Annotated in this window: 13 protein-coding genes and 1 other RNA gene; 8 read left to right on the top strand and 6 right to left on the bottom strand. The window is 48.3% G+C overall.

Annotated elements, in window-relative coordinates:
• Nucleotides 1–127: 127 nt before the first annotated feature.
• The 3 genes from KDK14_RS07650 to KDK14_RS07640 form a co-directional block, all read right to left on the bottom strand.
• On the bottom strand, nt 128–580 hold the full coding sequence (locus KDK14_RS07650) for a hypothetical protein (protein WP_257264482.1): 453 nt from the start codon (nt 578–580) through the stop codon (nt 128–130).
• Between the two features lie 307 nt (nt 581–887).
• Complete coding sequence (locus KDK14_RS07645; RefSeq protein WP_257264481.1) at nt 888–1,619, bottom strand: UDP-2,3-diacylglucosamine diphosphatase; 732 nt, start codon at nt 1,617–1,619, stop codon at nt 888–890.
• A complete protein-coding gene (locus KDK14_RS07640) occupies nt 1,619–2,146 on the bottom strand; it encodes a peptidylprolyl isomerase (RefSeq protein WP_373691048.1) in 528 nt (175 codons plus the stop codon). Before KDK14_RS07640 ends, KDK14_RS07645 begins: the two co-directional genes overlap by 1 nt.
• Before the next feature lie 285 nt (nt 2,147–2,431).
• On the opposite strand from KDK14_RS07640, the gene KDK14_RS07635 reads away from it, so the two are divergent.
• Nucleotides 2,432–4,105, top strand: coding sequence for a glutamine--tRNA ligase/YqeY domain fusion protein (locus tag KDK14_RS07635; RefSeq protein WP_257264479.1), 1,674 nt, complete (start codon nt 2,432–2,434; stop codon nt 4,103–4,105).
• A gap of 21 nt (nt 4,106–4,126) precedes the next feature.
• On the top strand, nt 4,127–5,506 hold the full coding sequence (gene cysS / locus KDK14_RS07630) for a cysteine--tRNA ligase (RefSeq protein WP_257264484.1): 1,380 nt from the start codon (nt 4,127–4,129) through the stop codon (nt 5,504–5,506).
• Nucleotides 5,507–5,544: 38 nt separating this feature from the next.
• Here the strand turns inward: cysS and KDK14_RS07625 are convergent, their stop codons facing one another.
• The 3 genes from KDK14_RS07625 to KDK14_RS07615 all read right to left on the bottom strand — a co-directional run bounded on the left by KDK14_RS07625 (nt 5,545) and on the right by KDK14_RS07615 (nt 9,494).
• A complete protein-coding gene (locus KDK14_RS07625; RefSeq protein WP_257264478.1) occupies nt 5,545–7,194 on the bottom strand; it encodes a hypothetical protein in 1,650 nt (549 codons plus the stop codon).
• Nucleotides 7,195–7,310: 116 nt separating this feature from the next.
• On the bottom strand, nt 7,311–8,396 hold the full coding sequence (locus KDK14_RS07620) for a hypothetical protein (protein WP_257264476.1): 1,086 nt from the start codon (nt 8,394–8,396) through the stop codon (nt 7,311–7,313).
• A 405-nt stretch (nt 8,397–8,801) separates the two neighbouring features.
• Nucleotides 8,802–9,494: an NUDIX hydrolase gene (locus KDK14_RS07615; RefSeq protein ID WP_257264474.1), complete on the bottom strand. Its 693-nt coding sequence runs from the start codon at nt 9,492–9,494 to the stop codon at nt 8,802–8,804.
• Nucleotides 9,495–9,587: 93 nt separating this feature from the next.
• Between KDK14_RS07615 and KDK14_RS07610 the strand changes: the two genes are divergently transcribed.
• The 6 genes from KDK14_RS07610 to recR all read left to right on the top strand — a co-directional run bounded on the left by KDK14_RS07610 (nt 9,588) and on the right by recR (nt 15,912).
• A complete protein-coding gene (locus tag KDK14_RS07610) occupies nt 9,588–10,262 on the top strand; it encodes an isochorismatase family protein (RefSeq protein WP_257264471.1) in 675 nt (224 codons plus the stop codon).
• 11 nt (nt 10,263–10,273) lie between these two features.
• Nucleotides 10,274–11,455 (top strand): nicotinate phosphoribosyltransferase, encoded by a 1,182-nt coding sequence (gene pncB / locus KDK14_RS07605; protein WP_257264470.1) that lies wholly within the window; start codon nt 10,274–10,276, stop codon nt 11,453–11,455.
• A 1,015-nt stretch (nt 11,456–12,470) separates the two neighbouring features.
• Nucleotides 12,471–12,567: signal recognition particle sRNA small type (gene ffs, locus KDK14_RS07600), an RNA gene on the top strand.
• A gap of 173 nt (nt 12,568–12,740) precedes the next feature.
• Nucleotides 12,741–14,837 (top strand): DNA polymerase III subunit gamma/tau, encoded by a 2,097-nt coding sequence (gene dnaX, locus KDK14_RS07595; protein ID WP_257264469.1) that lies wholly within the window; start codon nt 12,741–12,743, stop codon nt 14,835–14,837.
• Between the two features lie 67 nt (nt 14,838–14,904).
• The gene (locus KDK14_RS07590) at nt 14,905–15,231 is read left to right on the top strand and encodes a YbaB/EbfC family nucleoid-associated protein (protein WP_257264468.1); all 327 of its coding nucleotides are present in this window, start codon (nt 14,905–14,907) and stop codon (nt 15,229–15,231) included.
• 81 nt (nt 15,232–15,312) lie between these two features.
• On the top strand, nt 15,313–15,912 hold the full coding sequence (gene recR / locus KDK14_RS07585) for a recombination mediator RecR (RefSeq protein ID WP_257264467.1): 600 nt from the start codon (nt 15,313–15,315) through the stop codon (nt 15,910–15,912).
• The last annotated feature ends 253 nt before the right edge of the window (nt 15,913–16,165 follow it).

The raw sequence follows: 16,165 nt of genomic DNA, 5'->3' as shown, positions 1-16,165 counted from the left end.
ATTGGCAGAGGCGATTAATGGGGCATCGGTTGTTGATCGGGTGGCGGCATTTGGCGAGATCGAGCAAAATGTCATTGAGTCATCTCACCCGGTTTTCCGATTTCACAGTGGTGCCCCTGATTTTTCGTCAGACCATAGCTGACTGCTCGTTATTAGGCTCCTCAGCAGATGGACGGTGCGTAGGCTGATTTGTGGTATTGGGGAAACAGAAAAATCTTGAACCCACGTTATAAAAAATATTTGAAGCAATTATGATTGCTCCTGATATCACTGACTTGCAGAAAAGTGTTGAAACTTCCTGATCTTTCAAAAGTAGTTGTTTGTATTCCTCTCTTGCATTATATGCAGCTACAGTCGTTACATTACCAAAGCAATAATCGTTTACAAAATCTTTGGCAGGTTGGTTAAAATGAGATTGTATTTTATCGATGGCTAGGACAGTCGCTAATCCAAAATTAAGCATCATAATTCCATGAACACCATATTTCACGGCCTTCTCAGTATTTGAGAGTGAAGGACGGGTTTCCTGTGAATTGATGTGTTGTGATGTACCACGGCAGGAGGCGGAACAAGAAATCATAATAGCTTCCTCATAATTAATATTTAGCCCAACAATAAGTAACCTGAATTCAGGTAATTGTCCGGAAATAATTTCGACATTTGTTTTCCTTCTTGCCTATGAAGAGGACTCCATCAGCAAAAAATGTCGGTGTTATTTCGGGACAATTACTAAGACAATATCGGGAAATGATTAGTTCAATTTTTTTGGAAAAATTATGACTTTTATTTTTTCATGTACCTTTGGAATGGTTGGCTCTGTCAGGTTTTCATAGCGACTCACCGTCGTTTGGGCCTTCGTTTGGAGTAGTGACATGACTATTCTCTGATCATGGATGTTTAATTGGAAAGGCATCCAGCGTTATGCCGTTGTTGTCCAGCTCAATCTCCCAGCCTTTATTAGTCCAGTCACCCAATACATAGCGTTTGCCAACTCCATATTTCAAGGCAACTTCATGGATGTCCGGGCGGTGTGTATGGCCGTGGATCAAGGTATCTACCTGGTACCTTTCCATCGCATCAACAACTTCGGAGCGCGTAACATCCATAATGTCTGGCGCTTTTCCGATTTTGGCCGCTTTGCTGTTTTGCCGGATTTTACGGCCCAGGTTTTTGCGGTAAGACAAAGGGGTCATGCGCAGCAGGGCCATAACCAGGGGGTTGCGGATAATTTTTCGGTAGCGTTGATACTGTTTGTCATCCGTGCACAGTGAGTCACCGTGCATCAGCAGGATTTTCTGGTTATTAATCGTGATCAGTGTCGGGTCCTTCAGCCACTGTGCGCCGGTTGCTTGCAGGAAGCTTTTCCCGATGGCGAAATCCCGATTGCCGGGCATCAGGTACAGGGTCTTGCCGCTGTTGGTATAATTTCTGAGTCGCTTGGCAATATCGTGCTGAAAGTCGTCCATGGCATCATCACCCACCCAGTATTCAAAAAAGTCACCCAGAATATAAAGGGCATCAGCCTCCGGGGCTCGATCGGCCAGATAATGGCAGAATGCCCGGGCAATGGCCGGGCATTGTGGAGTCAGGTGCAGGTCTGAAATAAACAGCGCCTTCATCAGGTGGTTTCCAAAGTCCCGACAGCCTCTGCCAATTCAAGGGTTTCAGCGGACTCAATAATGACGTCATCGACGGGAACGTCCTGGTAGTCAGCGCGGAATGTGGTCTTGACGCCTTTGATCTTGTTGACGATATCCATACCTTCAACGACTTTGCCGAATACACAGTAACCCCAGCCAACACTGGTTTTGGCGCTGTGGTTAAGGAAGTGATTGTCGTTGACATTGATAAAAAACTGGGCAGATGCCGAGTGCGGGTCCGTGGTTCTGGCCATGGCAATAGAACCCGTTTCGTTCTTCAGGCCATTGTCTGCCTCATTGTCGATAGGCGTTCTGGTTGGCTTTTGGACCATCCCCGGCGAGAAGCCACCGCCCTGAATCATAAAGCCATCAATAACACGGTGGAAAATAGTGCCATCAAAATGGCCACTTTTAACATACTCCAGGAAGTTGGCAACGGTCTTTGGTGCTTTTTCAGCATCCAGGTCCAGTTTGATATCACCGAAATTGGTGTGTAATACAACTATCATAAGGGGCACCACTTTTTTGCTAAATAACGTCTTTTGCTAAATAACGTCCACAGACTCTGAGAAGGGAGTGAAAAATCACGCATTGTAGGTGTTTCCCGTAACCGTGTAAAACCCATTGATAAAACCGGTATCGGTATATGGGTATGCTACAAGTCGTGTCTCTGAATATTGTGCCAGTAGGCTAATGAGTTATTTTCCAGTGTTGGCAGATATGGTAGTCTCAGCCGATTATTTCGCACAAACAGCATTCGCCAGTAACCCTTATCAGATGCATCAGTGACAATGACTGCTACCGAAAAAACCAGAAATTTTCTGGAACAGATTATTGAAAAAGATTTGGCTGAGGGCCGTGTCAGTGGTATTCATACCCGTTTTCCACCAGAGCCGAACGGATTTCTCCATCTTGGCCATGCCACTTCTATCTGTTTGAACTTTGGTCTGGCTGAAAAGTACCAGGGTGAGTGCAATCTCCGTTTTGACGATACCAATCCGGAAAAAGAAGAGCAGGTCTATGTGGATGCCATTCAGGAAGATATCCGCTGGCTGGGCTTCCAGTGGTCCGGCGAGGTTCGTTTTGCATCCAGTTATTTTGACCGGTTTTATGATTGGGCCCTGCACCTGATTCGTGCAGGCAAGGCCTATGTTGATCATCAGGACGCTGAATCCATGCGCATTAACCGGGGGGATTTTAATAAGCCCGGTATTGAGAGTCCTGACAGAAACAAGTCCGTCAACCAGAACCTGGCGGAATTTGAAAAAATGCGGGCCGGTGAATATGAGGAAGGCAAGGCTTCCCTGCGGGCTAAAATCGATATGCAGAGTCCCAACATGAATATGCGGGACCCGGTTCTCTATCGAATTCGCAAGTTGCCTCACCATCAGACTGGAGATAAGTGGTGTATTTACCCCAGCTACGACTTTGCCCATGGTCAGGAAGATGCCATTGAGCATATTACCCATTCTATCTGCACCCTGGAGTTCCAGGATCATCGTCCTCTCTATGAATGGTTTCTGGACAATCTGCCCGTTCCGGCCAGACCCCGCCAGTATGAGTTCGCTCGTACCAACCTGAATTACACGGTGACTTCCAAGCGCAAGTTGAAGAAGCTGGTGGATGAAGGTGTGGTGAACGGGTGGGATGATCCCCGTATGCCAACCATCTCCGGTATGCGTCGTCGTGGTTACACCCCGAATTCTATTCGTCGCTTTTCCGAGATGGTGGGTGTCAGTCGATCCGACGGTACCGCTGATGTGTCCATGCTGGAGCATGCCATTCGTGATGACCTGAACACCAATGCCGCCCGTGCCATGGCGGTACTCGCTCCCCTGAAACTGGTGATTCAGAACCTGCCGGCAGGGGAGGTGCAGGAGATGATGGCAGCGGTGCATCCCAACCGTCCGGAACTGGGACAGAGAACCCTGCCGTTTACCCGGGAAATCTATATCGATCAGGAAGACTTCAGCGAAGATACCACGCTATCGCGCAAGAAATTCAAGCGGCTGGTGATTGGGGATTATGTTCGTCTCAGAAGTGCCTGTGTCATTAAGGCGGAAGCCGTTATCCGTGATGGGAATGGCCATGTTGTTGCAGTTCATGCCTCTTATGTACCGGGGACTGTGGGGGAAGATCCACCGGAAGGTATTCGCCCGCGGGGGGTTATTCACTGGGTTTCAGCGTCCCACAGTAAACAGGCTGAATTGAGAATGTACGATCGTCTGTTCAGCCACCCGGCACCGGATCGTGATGCAGAGGACTTTCTGAGTCATATTAATCCCGACTCCCTGAAGGTGATACCGGCATGGGTTGAGCCATCGCTGGTGAATGCGGCGCCGGAACAATCTTTCCAGTTTGAACGGGTGGGTTACTTTGTTGCTGACCGCCATGACCACTGCGCCGAACACCCGGTGTTTAATCTGACTATTGGCTTGAAAGATACCTGGGCGAATAAAGCCTGAATACAGGATACCGATAAAGTGCTGCAGATTTATAACAGCCTGACCCGTAAGAAAGCGCCGTTTACCCCCCTGGTTGGCAATCACGTGCGCATGTATGTCTGTGGCATGACGGTCTACGACTACTGTCATATTGGTCATGCCCGTACGGTAACCGCTTTCGATGTGGTGGCTCGTTACCTGCGTGCCCGTGGTTACGATTTGACCTATGTTCGCAATATCACAGATGTGGATGACAAGATTATTCGCCGGGCGGCAGAAAATGGTGAGGATTTTATGGCCCTGACCGTTCGTATGATTGCGGCCATGCAGAAAGATTTCCAGCGGCTGGGTAATCTGCCACCAGACCATGAGCCCAGGGCAACCGAGTTTGTGCCAGCCATGGTTGAAATGATCAGACAGTTAATCGAAAAGGGGTTTGCCTACGCACCGGGTAATGGGGATGTCTATTACCGGGTACATAAGTTTGCGGAGTACGGCAAGCTGTCCGGCAAGGTTCTTGAAGAGCTCGAAGCCGGTGCCCGAATTGAGGTGGAAGAGCAAAAAGAAGACCCGCTGGATTTTGTTTTGTGGAAAGCTGCCAAACCCGGTGAGCCGAGCTGGTCATCGCCCTGGGGTGAGGGCCGTCCGGGCTGGCATATTGAGTGCTCTGTTATGGGTAAATGCTGCCTGGGCGATACCTTCGATATTCATGGCGGCGGTTCTGATCTGAAATTCCCCCATCATGAAAATGAGATTGCCCAGAGTGAAGCGTGTAACGGTGCCAGGTTTGTCAATACCTGGATGCATTCCGGTGCTATCCGTATTGATAATGTGAAGATGTCCAAAAGCCTTGGCAACTTCTTCACCATCCGTGAAGTGCTGGATAAGTACGATGAAGAAGTGGTTCGCTACTTTATGATATCCAGCCACTACCGCAGCCCGATCAACTATTCCGAAGACAGCCTGAAAGAAGCGGGTGTGCGCCTTGAGCGTCTGTACACCGCGTTGCAAGGACTTGATCTGGCGGGGGTGTGTGCAACAGATAATAATGCGTTTGAGCAGCGGTTCTTCACAGTTATGGACGATGACTTCAATACCCCGGAAGCGCTTGCCGTATTGTTTGAGCTGGTGCGTCACCTCAACACGGTACGCAGTCAGGACGAATCTGCGGCCTTGCCACTGGCTGCGCTGCTGGTCAAGTTGGGTGGTATTCTGGGTATTCTACAGGGGGACCCGGAAGCATTTCTGAAATCCGGTACGGATGTGGATGAAGCCATGATTGAAAACATGATTCAGCAACGCAACGATGCCAAAAAACGCCGTGATTTTGCCGAAGCAGATCGTATTCGTGATGAGCTTGCAGCCCTGAGAGTTATCCTTCAGGACAGCAGAGAGGGTACAACCTGGCGGATTGAGCGATAAGGAGTTAACCAAATGAAATTATATTTCCGATTTTACCCTCAGTCATCGTTCGTAAAAAAAGAAACCTCGCTTGAATACAGTTGGATGTTACGGATCGAATAGTCCCTCATAAAGGTTGAATCTCCCAAACCATAAACGTAGGCTTTTAATGTTACATCATCCAGCGGCAATATTTTTGCCCGCAATCTGGGATACCTTTTGAATGGTTCCTCTATCGGGAGTTTGAACTTTTGATCTGTTAGTTTGAAGACAAAGCGGGTGTAAATGCCACTTTCTTCATCAAAATGTCGGGCAATTCCACCTTTGTGGTTTTCAAAAAAATACACGACGTCAGCGTCCACTTGCTGCCCAAAAAGTGATTGGATATGAGACAGTATTCGCAGGGATTGAGCTGTTATTCTTCTATTGTTATCAATAAATGCGTTAGCTGCTAAACAGATGGGAATGTATTTTGCGTGCTTCGCGCCCTGGAGGCGTTCGTCATAAAAAGCCCCTTCAGATTGATTCTGAATATACTCATCTATTTGGTACGGATTAAATGTTAATTTGCCATCTACCTTCATACTCTTGATTTTTTCAACGGAGAACACGCAGAATTCTTCAGGGAGCCTGATGCGTAATTTGATCTTCAGTTTGCCGTGATGAGTACTACCGAGGCAATTGCATTTTTGGGGTGTAACATAAAAAATCTCGCCGCTTATCTGTTTATTTCGAAAATGATTCAAATACTTCATTACTTCAGCGTGCTCCTTGCTATGGAAAGACATCCAGTTCAAGGGCTGTTGGTTTACATAACCCTGAGGTGGGTACACAGTGGTGGCTTCAGGATTACTATGGTCCGCTTTCATCTGGTTTGCAGAATAGTTAGCCGCAGTCTCATTTTTTTCACATAACGAAAGTGAACTGAAACCGGCTATTTCCTCAGTATTTTCGGCATTAAATGAACCATCGTACATCTGATCCGACCGCTCTGGAGGTGGGGAGGGCTCCCAATCAATCTGATTTTGCGGTGAAGAAAAATGAAAAAATGGTACCGGCAAGGGATAAAAGCGAACCATATGGACATTATTTACAGGGTTGAGGGGGGGCAAATATGCATTGGTTATGGGCATTTGTGGTATTTGAGTAGCGGTTTGCAGACTGGTGTGATCGCTGTCAGGGAGTGTCACATGAGATACCTCGTTGCAAATTGTGGCAGCTGTTTCAGCACCTCCAATTGTTTCATGCAAAGAGGCGGGTAATGTGTGTATGGAATGTTCGGTATCATGTTGAGCAAACGAAGCACTAAAACCTTCAGGGCAGCTGCTCGCATACCCGGTTTCGTGCTCACAGGTTTCGCTGCAGGGGACTCCAGGGTTGCTTGTTGCCGCGGAGTAGGGGGTATGTGGGATATAGGCGGGTTCCGGTGATAAATTGTATTGCATTTGTGGTTGTACGACTAAAACAGGACTATTAAATCTCGTGTATCCCGGCGGGGTGGAATAAGATGTGAACGTCGGCTCTTGTTGATTCGGGAAGTTTGTGGGCTGATGAAGTAGCGGTACCGCATGATTTGTGTGTGTTATATTCCATCTCTGCCAGTAGGGAATTGGTACATAGGGAGGCTGTTGTTGAGGATGAGTCAACTGAAGTTGCTCTGGTACACTGTGCTGATCATATTCTGGGGTTCTAAGAGGAAAGTTATTCATTGTAAACACTTTTTGCCTGATTAATTTTGTTAAATATCTAAATAACAGGTTCAATGATTAAGCCAAAAATAATCGCCAGTGATATTGATCTCTGGGATTAGATAATATCATCTGGATTAATCATCTGTTAAAAGCTCAGCGGAGTGTGAGAATATCTGAATGGTTCCATTTCTGTTTCTGTGTGCGTCTTGATTCAGAAAACTGTCTACACCCAGCGATGCAACATAAATGGATAACTTGGCGTCACTCATGCAATGGCCTATGGTGGCTCTCACGTGGCTAAACTGTTTCTTGAGAGCGAGGGCTGACATTCCCTTATAAGCTGGAGGCATCTTGAACATAAAATAGGTAAAATAACCTGATGTCTTATCGTGATGGCAAGCTATTCCTCCAACTTTCCTGGAGTCAAAGAATGTTATCCTGGCATTGACTCTTTGGTTATTCAGATAATTCAGATGATCTTTGATTTTTGCTATTTCCTGGTCTGTTTCCAATGGTTCAGTGGTGTCGGGAGATAATGTAATAGATGACAGGTCTTCATTATTACATTTCAGAAAGATAGGAATATATTCGATGGCCACTTTTTGATATTTTTGATTAGTAAAGCATCCGACAGGTTGACTGTCTAAGTAGCGATGCAGAGCGTGTTTCGATGTATAGCATAGTTTCCCCTGTACTGGTAACGAGATCGGATTTTTGACTTTTAATGGTGATATAAAGCGCAGGCCAACTTTCAGATTATAAGATTTCAGTCGGATATGGCCAGTGCCAGCCCGAAGGTCGTTTGAAATATTATCAATCGTTGCAGTTAATTTGCTTCCGCCGTATGAGATAACGAGATTCTTGATTTTCAGGACATCCCATCTTTTTTCAGGTGTAATCAATGGTGGCTCTATTGGATGCGTTGGATCTTTTGACACTCGGGGTAAAAATTGCATGATAGTATCTGGAATAGCCGCTTGGGGGATACAACTGGAAGTCAGGCCTGTTTGGGTGGGGCTAAAGGTGATTAATGTCGGCTGAAAAATTGGTTGGCCAGGGTAAAGGCCTGTCTTTTGCGTGGGGAATAAAACAGGCACTTCAGGGTGTGTTAGTGAACCGGCAGCAGATCGGCAAGTGTCACTTGGTAATGGTATTATCATAAGAGGTTTTGCAACTGAAACCGGGTAATGAATTGCCCGGGAATTGGGAGCAGGTAACATGGAAGAATACAATTGTTGGCCCGTTGGCTGTCTTGACAGGGCGACTTCTCTGTGCTTCCAGTTTATTACTGGTTGAAACTGCGAAAGATTGGGAATTGGTTGTACGATAGTGGTATCAGGATACGTGCTGAGTTGTGGCGTAGTAAAATACATCTTTGAAAGATACTCTTTATAGAATAGATTATAGAATGAATTATAGAATTAGTAGGATAAGTTATAGGATAAGCAAATGCTTGAACCTTGGTTTGAAATTTTCAATTCAAATAGCATGGATAGCTTGCTCTGAATAAATTAATAGCAGATTAATTCAAGTTGTCATTATTCTTACTATTCCTTTTCTATAAATGAACTTTTCTGGCTTTCAATATAGATCTCGGGAGATCATTGATTCCAATTCCGGATCACCTAAACCTTCGTTGTTAAATAGAGCCTGTCAAATAACCAGGTTTCTGACTGTCGTTTTGTTTGGTATAGCGTAGCGGGCCTGTTGCTCCCGTAACGCTTTTTTCCGGTATCCTCAAGAAGATCGCAATTAAGGAATCGGTTGCGGATCGAGCGCATCGGCGGAGCTTTGTCGAGAATCACAGTAAAGACATTTTGGATGTCGGCTAATGTGAACTCTGCGGGAAGCAGATAAACAGGTAGCGCACTGTACTGTATTTTATTTTTCAGTCTGTCCAGTGCTTCCATTACCAGTTGGTTGTGATCATAGGCCAGTGTCATTGCCGGTTGACCATTCACAACATCAACCCATGCCGCACCAGCTTTTAATGACTGCTCATTGCCCGGACGCATGAGCACGTAGTAAACGACGGTTAATGACCAGCCCCGGGAATCTCTTTGGTTATCACCAATGGTGACGACCTGCTCGAAATAGGTGGCGGGCTCTGAAGTCAGTCGGCTCAGTTGTCGTTTTGCCGTATCTTCAAGGCAGTGATCAAATTCAGGCTCAATTCTGCCAGCCGGTAACTGAGGATAGTTATTTTCCGGTAACTGGTGAACAAGCACCCTAAGGCTGTTTTTTGTGCTGAGTTGAAACGCGACCAGGTCAATAGAGATAAGTGCCGTGTTCAGGCTCTTTATCGGGTCTGGGCTCATTGCCAGGTCCTTATTAAAATGCTTTGGTTGACAGGTTAGGGAACATAACTCACTATGTTAATGAATCATATTCCTTTTGTCACGGTGTAAATAATGTATGCCATTGGGTCCAGGGAGACCATTGCCGCTTTTGATGTGGATGCCCAGAACTGTTTCACCCCGTTGTGTCCGGATGAACTCCCGGTTCCAGACGGCCACCATATCGTTGCTGAGTTGAATCGACAGGCCCGGCTGGCGGTTGTCCGTGTGGGCTCCAAGGATGCGCATCCAGCCGATGCAGTATGGGTGGCGGCAGAAGAACACCCGCAGTTGACGCCGGTAACCGGTCATAAAAATGTTGATCTGCGCTGGAATCGACATGCAGTACCCGGAACCAAAGGTTTCGAGTTGGTAAGTGGGCTTCCCGACATCACTGAGTATGATTATTTTGTCTGGAAGGGAGTTGAGGTGGATATCCACCCTTATGGTGCCTGTTTCCATGACCTGGCAGAGCGGCTGAGTACAGGCGTTATCGAATTTTTAGCAAATAAAGACATCACCACCGTGTTAGTGGGTGGCCTGGCACTTGATTTCTGTGTAAAAACCACAGCATTGCAACTGCAGCGGGCTGGTTTTCAGGTGTATGTCAATCGTGCCGCTACCCGGGGCCTGGCTGAATCATCCATCGCTGCTGCTATAACTGAATTGAACGCCGCCGGTGTGATTTTGGTTGACAGTGCGGACGACCTGATCATGGCTGATACTGTCAGTGATGCCAGCGCTATCTGAAGGAAAGACGAATGGATAGCCCGATTATACTAACCCTTCTCGACACCGACCTGTATAAATACACCATGCAGCAGTCAATGATGCACCGTTATCCGGATGCCCGGGCTCGCATGGAGTTTCATTGCCGGACTGACCAGCCAGTCCTGTCGAAAAAACAACTGAAGAGGCAGTGTGAATTTCTGGGTGAGCTGCGCCTGGGCTCAGAAGAGCTTGAGTGGCTGTCTGCCTTGCCATTCATTGCGGATGATTTTATCGAGTATCTTGCGGATTTCCGGCTTGACCCCCATGCCGTTACCATTGCCCAGACCAATGGTCGCCTGTCGTTAGTGATTGAGGGACTCTGGCGTGAAATTACCCACTTTGAAATATTCCTGCTGGCGATTATCAGCGAGCTTCATGGTTACAGTTTTTATGGTCAGGGAGGTCAGGAGGGTGTGATTGCCCAAGGCCAGCGTCGCCTGGATGAGAAGCTGAACCAACTGCCAGGCGATAGTGGTATAACACTGGTCGATTTTGGCACACGTCGACGGTTTTCAAGGGGCTGGCACTACCATGTTGTGGAAAGCCTGAAGCACCGGTTGCCGGATAACTTTATGGGTACCAGTAATCTGAATCTGGCAAGAACCCTTGGCTTGAAACCGGTAGGCACCATGGCCCATGAGTGGCTGCAGTCCCATCAGGCTTTGGGCCAAAGCCTGCGAACCAGTCAAAAGGATGCATTAAAGGTATGGCTCGATGAATATCAAGGTCAGCTCGGCATAGCACTCACTGATACCATTAGCATGGCCGCGTTTCTGCAGGACTTTGATGTTGAGCTGGCCAGGGCCTACCAGGGAATGCGGCATGATTCCGGTGACCCTTTTGTCTGGGGGGAATTGGCGCTTGATCATTACCACCGACTGGGTATTGACCCTCGCAGCAAAAGTCTGGTGTTCAGTGATAAGCTGAACTTTAAGAAAGCCTTGGCTATCCACCAATGGTTTGCTGGTAAAATTAATGTCAGTTTTGGGATTGGCACCTATCTCACCAACGATATGGGTTTTAATGCGCCCAATATAGTCCTGAAATTAACGGAGCTGAATGGGGCGCCCGTTGCCAAGCTCTCAGACAGTCCCGGTAAGACGCTGTGCCGTGATGAGGACTATATTGAGCGGTTAAAGAAAACGTTTGGCTATCAACTCAATGCTGCCTGATGCTCTGTCTTTTTCAATCATGTCTTTGGGTTAGAGGGATGCTGAGCTTGGGGAGTTCGTGTGGGACTCGGAGAATCCGGGTTGGTTCGACCGGGACTGTTTGAACTTTTTTCTGGAAATATAGTCTGAATACATATCAGTCCAGAGTGTTCGACTGTTCCAGCGCTACTCTTGGCAAAAATTGAGTAGAATCTCATATTAATCAATAGGAGTTACCAGTAATGTACGGTGTACCACCATCCCCAGACTTGACGGACTATTTGTGTGGCTGCGACGTATTTATCCTGTTGTTGTGGCCAATTTTTCTGGGTTTGCTGCCTACGCGGTATGGGCCCATCCTCAAGCTTATCCTATCGCTGGTACTTCAGTATTCGCTGCTACAGCCATCGCTAAGGCTTTTGATAAACGACGAATTGCGCAGAACAACTACAAGACTTGTCGCATATACGCGATACAAAGCTAAGGGAAAAGCTTGAGTTACTATATGATGGGCAAAGCCTTATTCGTCAAATGTGCGGAACGAATAGAGAGGGACTTAATGAACTGCTTGAACTCAATACAAAGCTAATGGAAAAGCCTGGGCTACTACACGATGGGCAAAGCCGTGTTCATCAAAAGTGCGCAGTGAATGAAGAGAGACTTAATGAACTCCTGGAACAGATCAAAAAGGAGCGGTCGGTAATCACTGAACACGGGGCATCGAATCAACCCCCCGCAGACTGTGATGAACGGAAAAATAAATAACGTCTGTTGATATTCCCATCGCTCTCACAGAGGCGTGGAATGTGACGGCCATCCCCGAATACAACAGTCCTTGCCGTTGGGTTACGTTGTTGCTCGCTGTGTTTGGCATCATGGCCCTGGTGAGGTGATCATCCTGTATTTTCTGGGCTAACATGGGGCTTGCCCCTAAACAAAATGATAGCCACGTGCACGCTGGCAGTTGACGTCAGGTCGGGTTTTATGCAGAATGCGTTGCACCGGGTCGTGATGTCCCGGCTTCTTTGGTGGACCTTGCCGGTCCCCCCGCAATAATCAGCTACGAACCCCGCCAGGCCCGGAAGGGAGCAACGGTAGTAGGGACATTATGTGCCGGGGTGAGGCTGGCAAGGTTTGCCTCCAATTTTTTTGGGCTATCCGAATTTATTCTTCAAAACTCTCAAAAACCCTTCTGAAAACTCTCAACAATTCTCTTAAAAACACAGTCCAAACACGTCCTGATCGTGCAATCTCAAGGCTTCTTGGTTAGCATAGATACTCTTTAATCAGGTATTGACGCTACTCAATGAGCTATCAGGTTCTTGCACGCAAATGGCGACCCCGTTCTTTCAAAGAGCTGGTAGGGCAGTCCCATGTTCTTCAGGCGCTGGTTAATGCCCTGGATCAGGATCGTCTTCACCATGCCTACCTGTTTACCGGTACCCGGGGTGTGGGTAAGACCACTATTGCCCGTATCTTTGCCAAGTGTCTGAACTGTGAGCAGGGTATCAGTTCGGTCCCCTGTGGCCAGTGTTCAGCCTGTAAAGAGATCGATGATGGTCGGTTTGTTGACCTGATTGAAGTGGATGCTGCCTCACGAACCAAGGTAGAAGATACCCGGGAGCTGTTGGATAACGTCCAGTATGCGCCAACCCGCGGGCGCTACAAGGTGTACCTGATCGATGAGGTGCACATGCTCTCGGCGCACAGTTTTAATGCGTTGTTAAAAACGTTGGAAGAGCCGCCTCCTCATGTAAAATTCTTGTTGGCAACCACCGATCCTCAGAAGTTGCCGGTGACTATTTTGTCCCGCTGTCTTCAGTTCAGCCTGAAGAATATGACGCCAGAGCGAATTGTCGGCCATCTGGAGAATATCCTGGGACAGGAACAGATCCCCTGTGAAGTGGCAGCCCTGTGGCAGCTGGCCCGTGTAGCCGATGGCAGTATGCGTGATGCCCTGAGCCTGACGGATCAGGCCATTGCTTTTGGCAACGGCCGGGTTAGTGAGGCTGAGGTGGGGGCGATGCTGGGTACCATTGACCAGGGGCAGGTGATGAAGATAGTGATGGCGCTATCCACAGCCAACGCGGCTCATATTCTGGGCTCTGTTTCATCCCTGGCGGAACATTCGCCGGATTATCTGGCAGTGCTGGATGATATGCTGTCCCTGTTGCATCGGGTGGCTATTGCCCAGGCTGTGCCCGATGCCGTTGATAACAGTCAGGGGGATCGTGAACAGGTCATAGCGCTGGCATCAGCAATGACCGCCGAAGATGTTCAGCTTTACTACCAGATTGGGCTTGTGGGCAAGAAAGACCTGCCCCTGGCACCGGACCCTCGTGGTGGTTTTGAAATGGCCTTGCTGCGTATGTTGGCATTCAGGCCTGATGGTGCGCCAGCGGCTGGCAGGCCGCTGGCTATTTCTGCTGCAAAACAGGATGTGACACCGGTGGCAACAATGTCGTCAGCAAATAATGTCGCATCTTCTTCCGCTGAAGGCTCTTTATCCGCTGAAGGCTCTTCATCCGCTGAAGGCTCTTCATCTCACAACACCTCCTCTGCTGAAGACGGTGCCTCTGATCCGGAGCCTGAGCCTGTTACTCAACAAGTTGCTCCTTCTGCTGTTGTTCATGAAACGGTTGCACAGGAAAATCCGCCGGTCCGGACCAGTGGTCACAGGGATACCTTTGAGCCTCCTGCTATTGCTGATGAGACATCACCAGTGGCAATATCCTCTCAGGCAGAGATCAGCAAAAATACACCACTGATCCCGGAGGCGGTCCCACTATCAGTTAATGACCAGGCCAATGCTGAGTCACCCGTTTATGGTGTTCATGATACTGCTGTGAATGATATGCACGCACATCGGACTACCGACGTGGATTATCAGGAAGCTGCAACGCGTACCCCTGCTCACGATTCCCTGAGTTTGCCAGCTGTTAGTGCTCCAACGGACAGGGCTGCAGTGGAATTAACGGCAGAAGAAGATCGGGTGCCGTTCACGCAAATGGATAATGTGAGCTGGGTTCAGGTCTTTCGTAGCCTTCCCCTGGGCGGGGTGACCGGCACCATTGCCTCCCATTGTGAGTTGGCTGACAGCGAGTACGGTGTTATTCGCTTGCGACTTGATGAACAGCGCAGCACGCTCTACAACGACACCCATCGACAGCGTATGGAAAAAGCGCTGTGTGATTATTTTGCACAGTCCGTTAAACTGTCAATTGACACTGGTCGTATTGTTGATGAAACTCCTGCAGCATGGCGCGAGCGAAAAATTGCCGAGCGTCTCCAGGAAGCAAAAGAGAGTATCTATTCAGATGCCACGGTGAAGGGGTTGGTCGAGACCTTTTCGGCCAGGGTGCTGGATGACTCGATTCAACCCGTTGGTAATATCATCAAGTAGAAAGCCCGGGCGGGATTCCCGGTGAACTCCGGTGATTCTCCCTGAGTGTTTTTGTGCAGAGGTCAATATGTTTAAAGGTGGCATGGGCAATCTGATGAAACAGGCCCAGAAAATGCAGGAAGAAATGGAGAAGCTCCAGGAGGAGTTGGCCAATGCAGTAGTGACTGGCGAAGCCGGTGCCGGGCTGGTTAAGGTGATCATGACCGGTCGATATGATGTTCGTAATGTGGAGATAGATCCGAGCCTTTTGTCAGAAGACAAGGAGATGCTGGAAGATCTGGTGGCTGCTGCTATAAATGATGCGGTCCGTAAAGTGGAAGAGAACAACAAGGAAAAAATGGCTGAGCTTACCTCAGGACTTGGTCTTCCACCTGGTATGAAATTACCATTTTGAATCCCTTGCGCCTGACACTGACTATGGTGTCCAGAGATAATTGGTGTCGGGCAACGTTAAAATTGCATTCAGGTTTCGTTTATGTTCAGCCCCTTGATCAGGGAATTGATGGAATCATTACGTTGTCTGCCAGGCGTGGGGCCGCGTTCGGCTCAAAGAATAGCGTTGCACCTGCTGGAGAGGGACCGTGACGGGGCCATACGCTTGTCGGCGGCTCTCAGGCAGGCTGCCGAAGGGGTGGGTCGATGTCAACATTGCCGTACCCTGACAGAAGAGCCTGTCTGTCAGATCTGTGCCAATCCCGGCAGGGATGAAAAACTGTTGTGTATTGTCGAGAATCCTTCCGATGTCATGGCTTTTGAGCAAGCTGGTGGATTTTCAGGGCGTTACTTCGTGTTGATGGGGCATTTGTCGCCCATTGATGGTATCGGGCCAGAAGATATTGGCATTGCACAACTGTTGAAGGCGGTGGCTGATCACCAGGTGGAAGAGGTTATTCTGGCCACCAACCCCACGGTAGAAGGCGAGGCCACGGCTCACTATATTGCTGAAGAGCTGAAATCGCCCGGTGTGACGGTCACTCGCATTGCCCATGGTGTGCCCCTGGGTGGTGAGCTTGAGTTTGTCGATGGTGGTACCCTGGCCCATGCCCTGGCAGGCCGTAAAAAAGTTGAAATCTGACTCAGGCTATCAAGCCTTGTCTTTCGGTGCGTGATTTCCTGAGGACAGTTTCCATTGATTCGTGTTAATGGTTTGAGAGACATGACCTCTGATTTGCAGGTACATAAGTAGCTGGCCATATGGAATCGAATATTTCTGGCTACTTGGGCTGGTACTCTGTGAGGCACAACGGAGGGAGCATAGCCGTAGCTATGTGACCGGAGTTGTAACGAAACAGAGTGCCGGCACAAGGAGTCAGAAATATATGATTTCA

Source organism: Endozoicomonas sp. ONNA2 (assembly GCF_024606365.1).
GTDB lineage: Bacteria > Pseudomonadota > Gammaproteobacteria > Pseudomonadales > Endozoicomonadaceae > Endozoicomonas.
Note: the sequence above shows the minus strand (reverse complement) of the source record. Positions and strands in the feature narration are given on the sequence as shown.

What these genes read in the sequence shown, in the direction of transcription:
- KDK14_RS07625 (WP_257264478.1), bottom strand. Translation starts at nt 7,194, where the DNA reads ATGAATAACTTTCCTCTTAGAACCCCAGAATATGATCAGCACAGTGTA.
- KDK14_RS07610 (WP_257264471.1), top strand. Translation starts at nt 9,588, where the DNA reads ATGTATGCCATTGGGTCCAGGGAGACCATTGCCGCTTTTGATGTGGAT.
- KDK14_RS07590 (WP_257264468.1), top strand. Translation starts at nt 14,905, where the DNA reads ATGTTTAAAGGTGGCATGGGCAATCTGATGAAACAGGCCCAGAAAATG.
- pncB (WP_257264470.1), top strand. Translation starts at nt 10,274, where the DNA reads ATGGATAGCCCGATTATACTAACCCTTCTCGACACCGACCTGTATAAA.
- recR (WP_257264467.1), top strand. Translation starts at nt 15,313, where the DNA reads ATGTTCAGCCCCTTGATCAGGGAATTGATGGAATCATTACGTTGTCTG.
- KDK14_RS07635 (WP_257264479.1), top strand. Translation starts at nt 2,432, where the DNA reads ATGACTGCTACCGAAAAAACCAGAAATTTTCTGGAACAGATTATTGAA.
- KDK14_RS07645 (WP_257264481.1), bottom strand. Translation starts at nt 1,619, where the DNA reads ATGAAGGCGCTGTTTATTTCAGACCTGCACCTGACTCCACAATGCCCG.
- dnaX (WP_257264469.1), top strand. Translation starts at nt 12,741, where the DNA reads ATGAGCTATCAGGTTCTTGCACGCAAATGGCGACCCCGTTCTTTCAAA.
- KDK14_RS07620 (WP_257264476.1), bottom strand. Translation starts at nt 8,396, where the DNA reads ATGTTACCTGCTCCCAATTCCCGGGCAATTCATTACCCGGTTTCAGTT.
- KDK14_RS07650 (WP_257264482.1), bottom strand. Translation starts at nt 580, where the DNA reads ATGATTTCTTGTTCCGCCTCCTGCCGTGGTACATCACAACACATCAAT.
- KDK14_RS07615 (WP_257264474.1), bottom strand. Translation starts at nt 9,494, where the DNA reads ATGAGCCCAGACCCGATAAAGAGCCTGAACACGGCACTTATCTCTATT.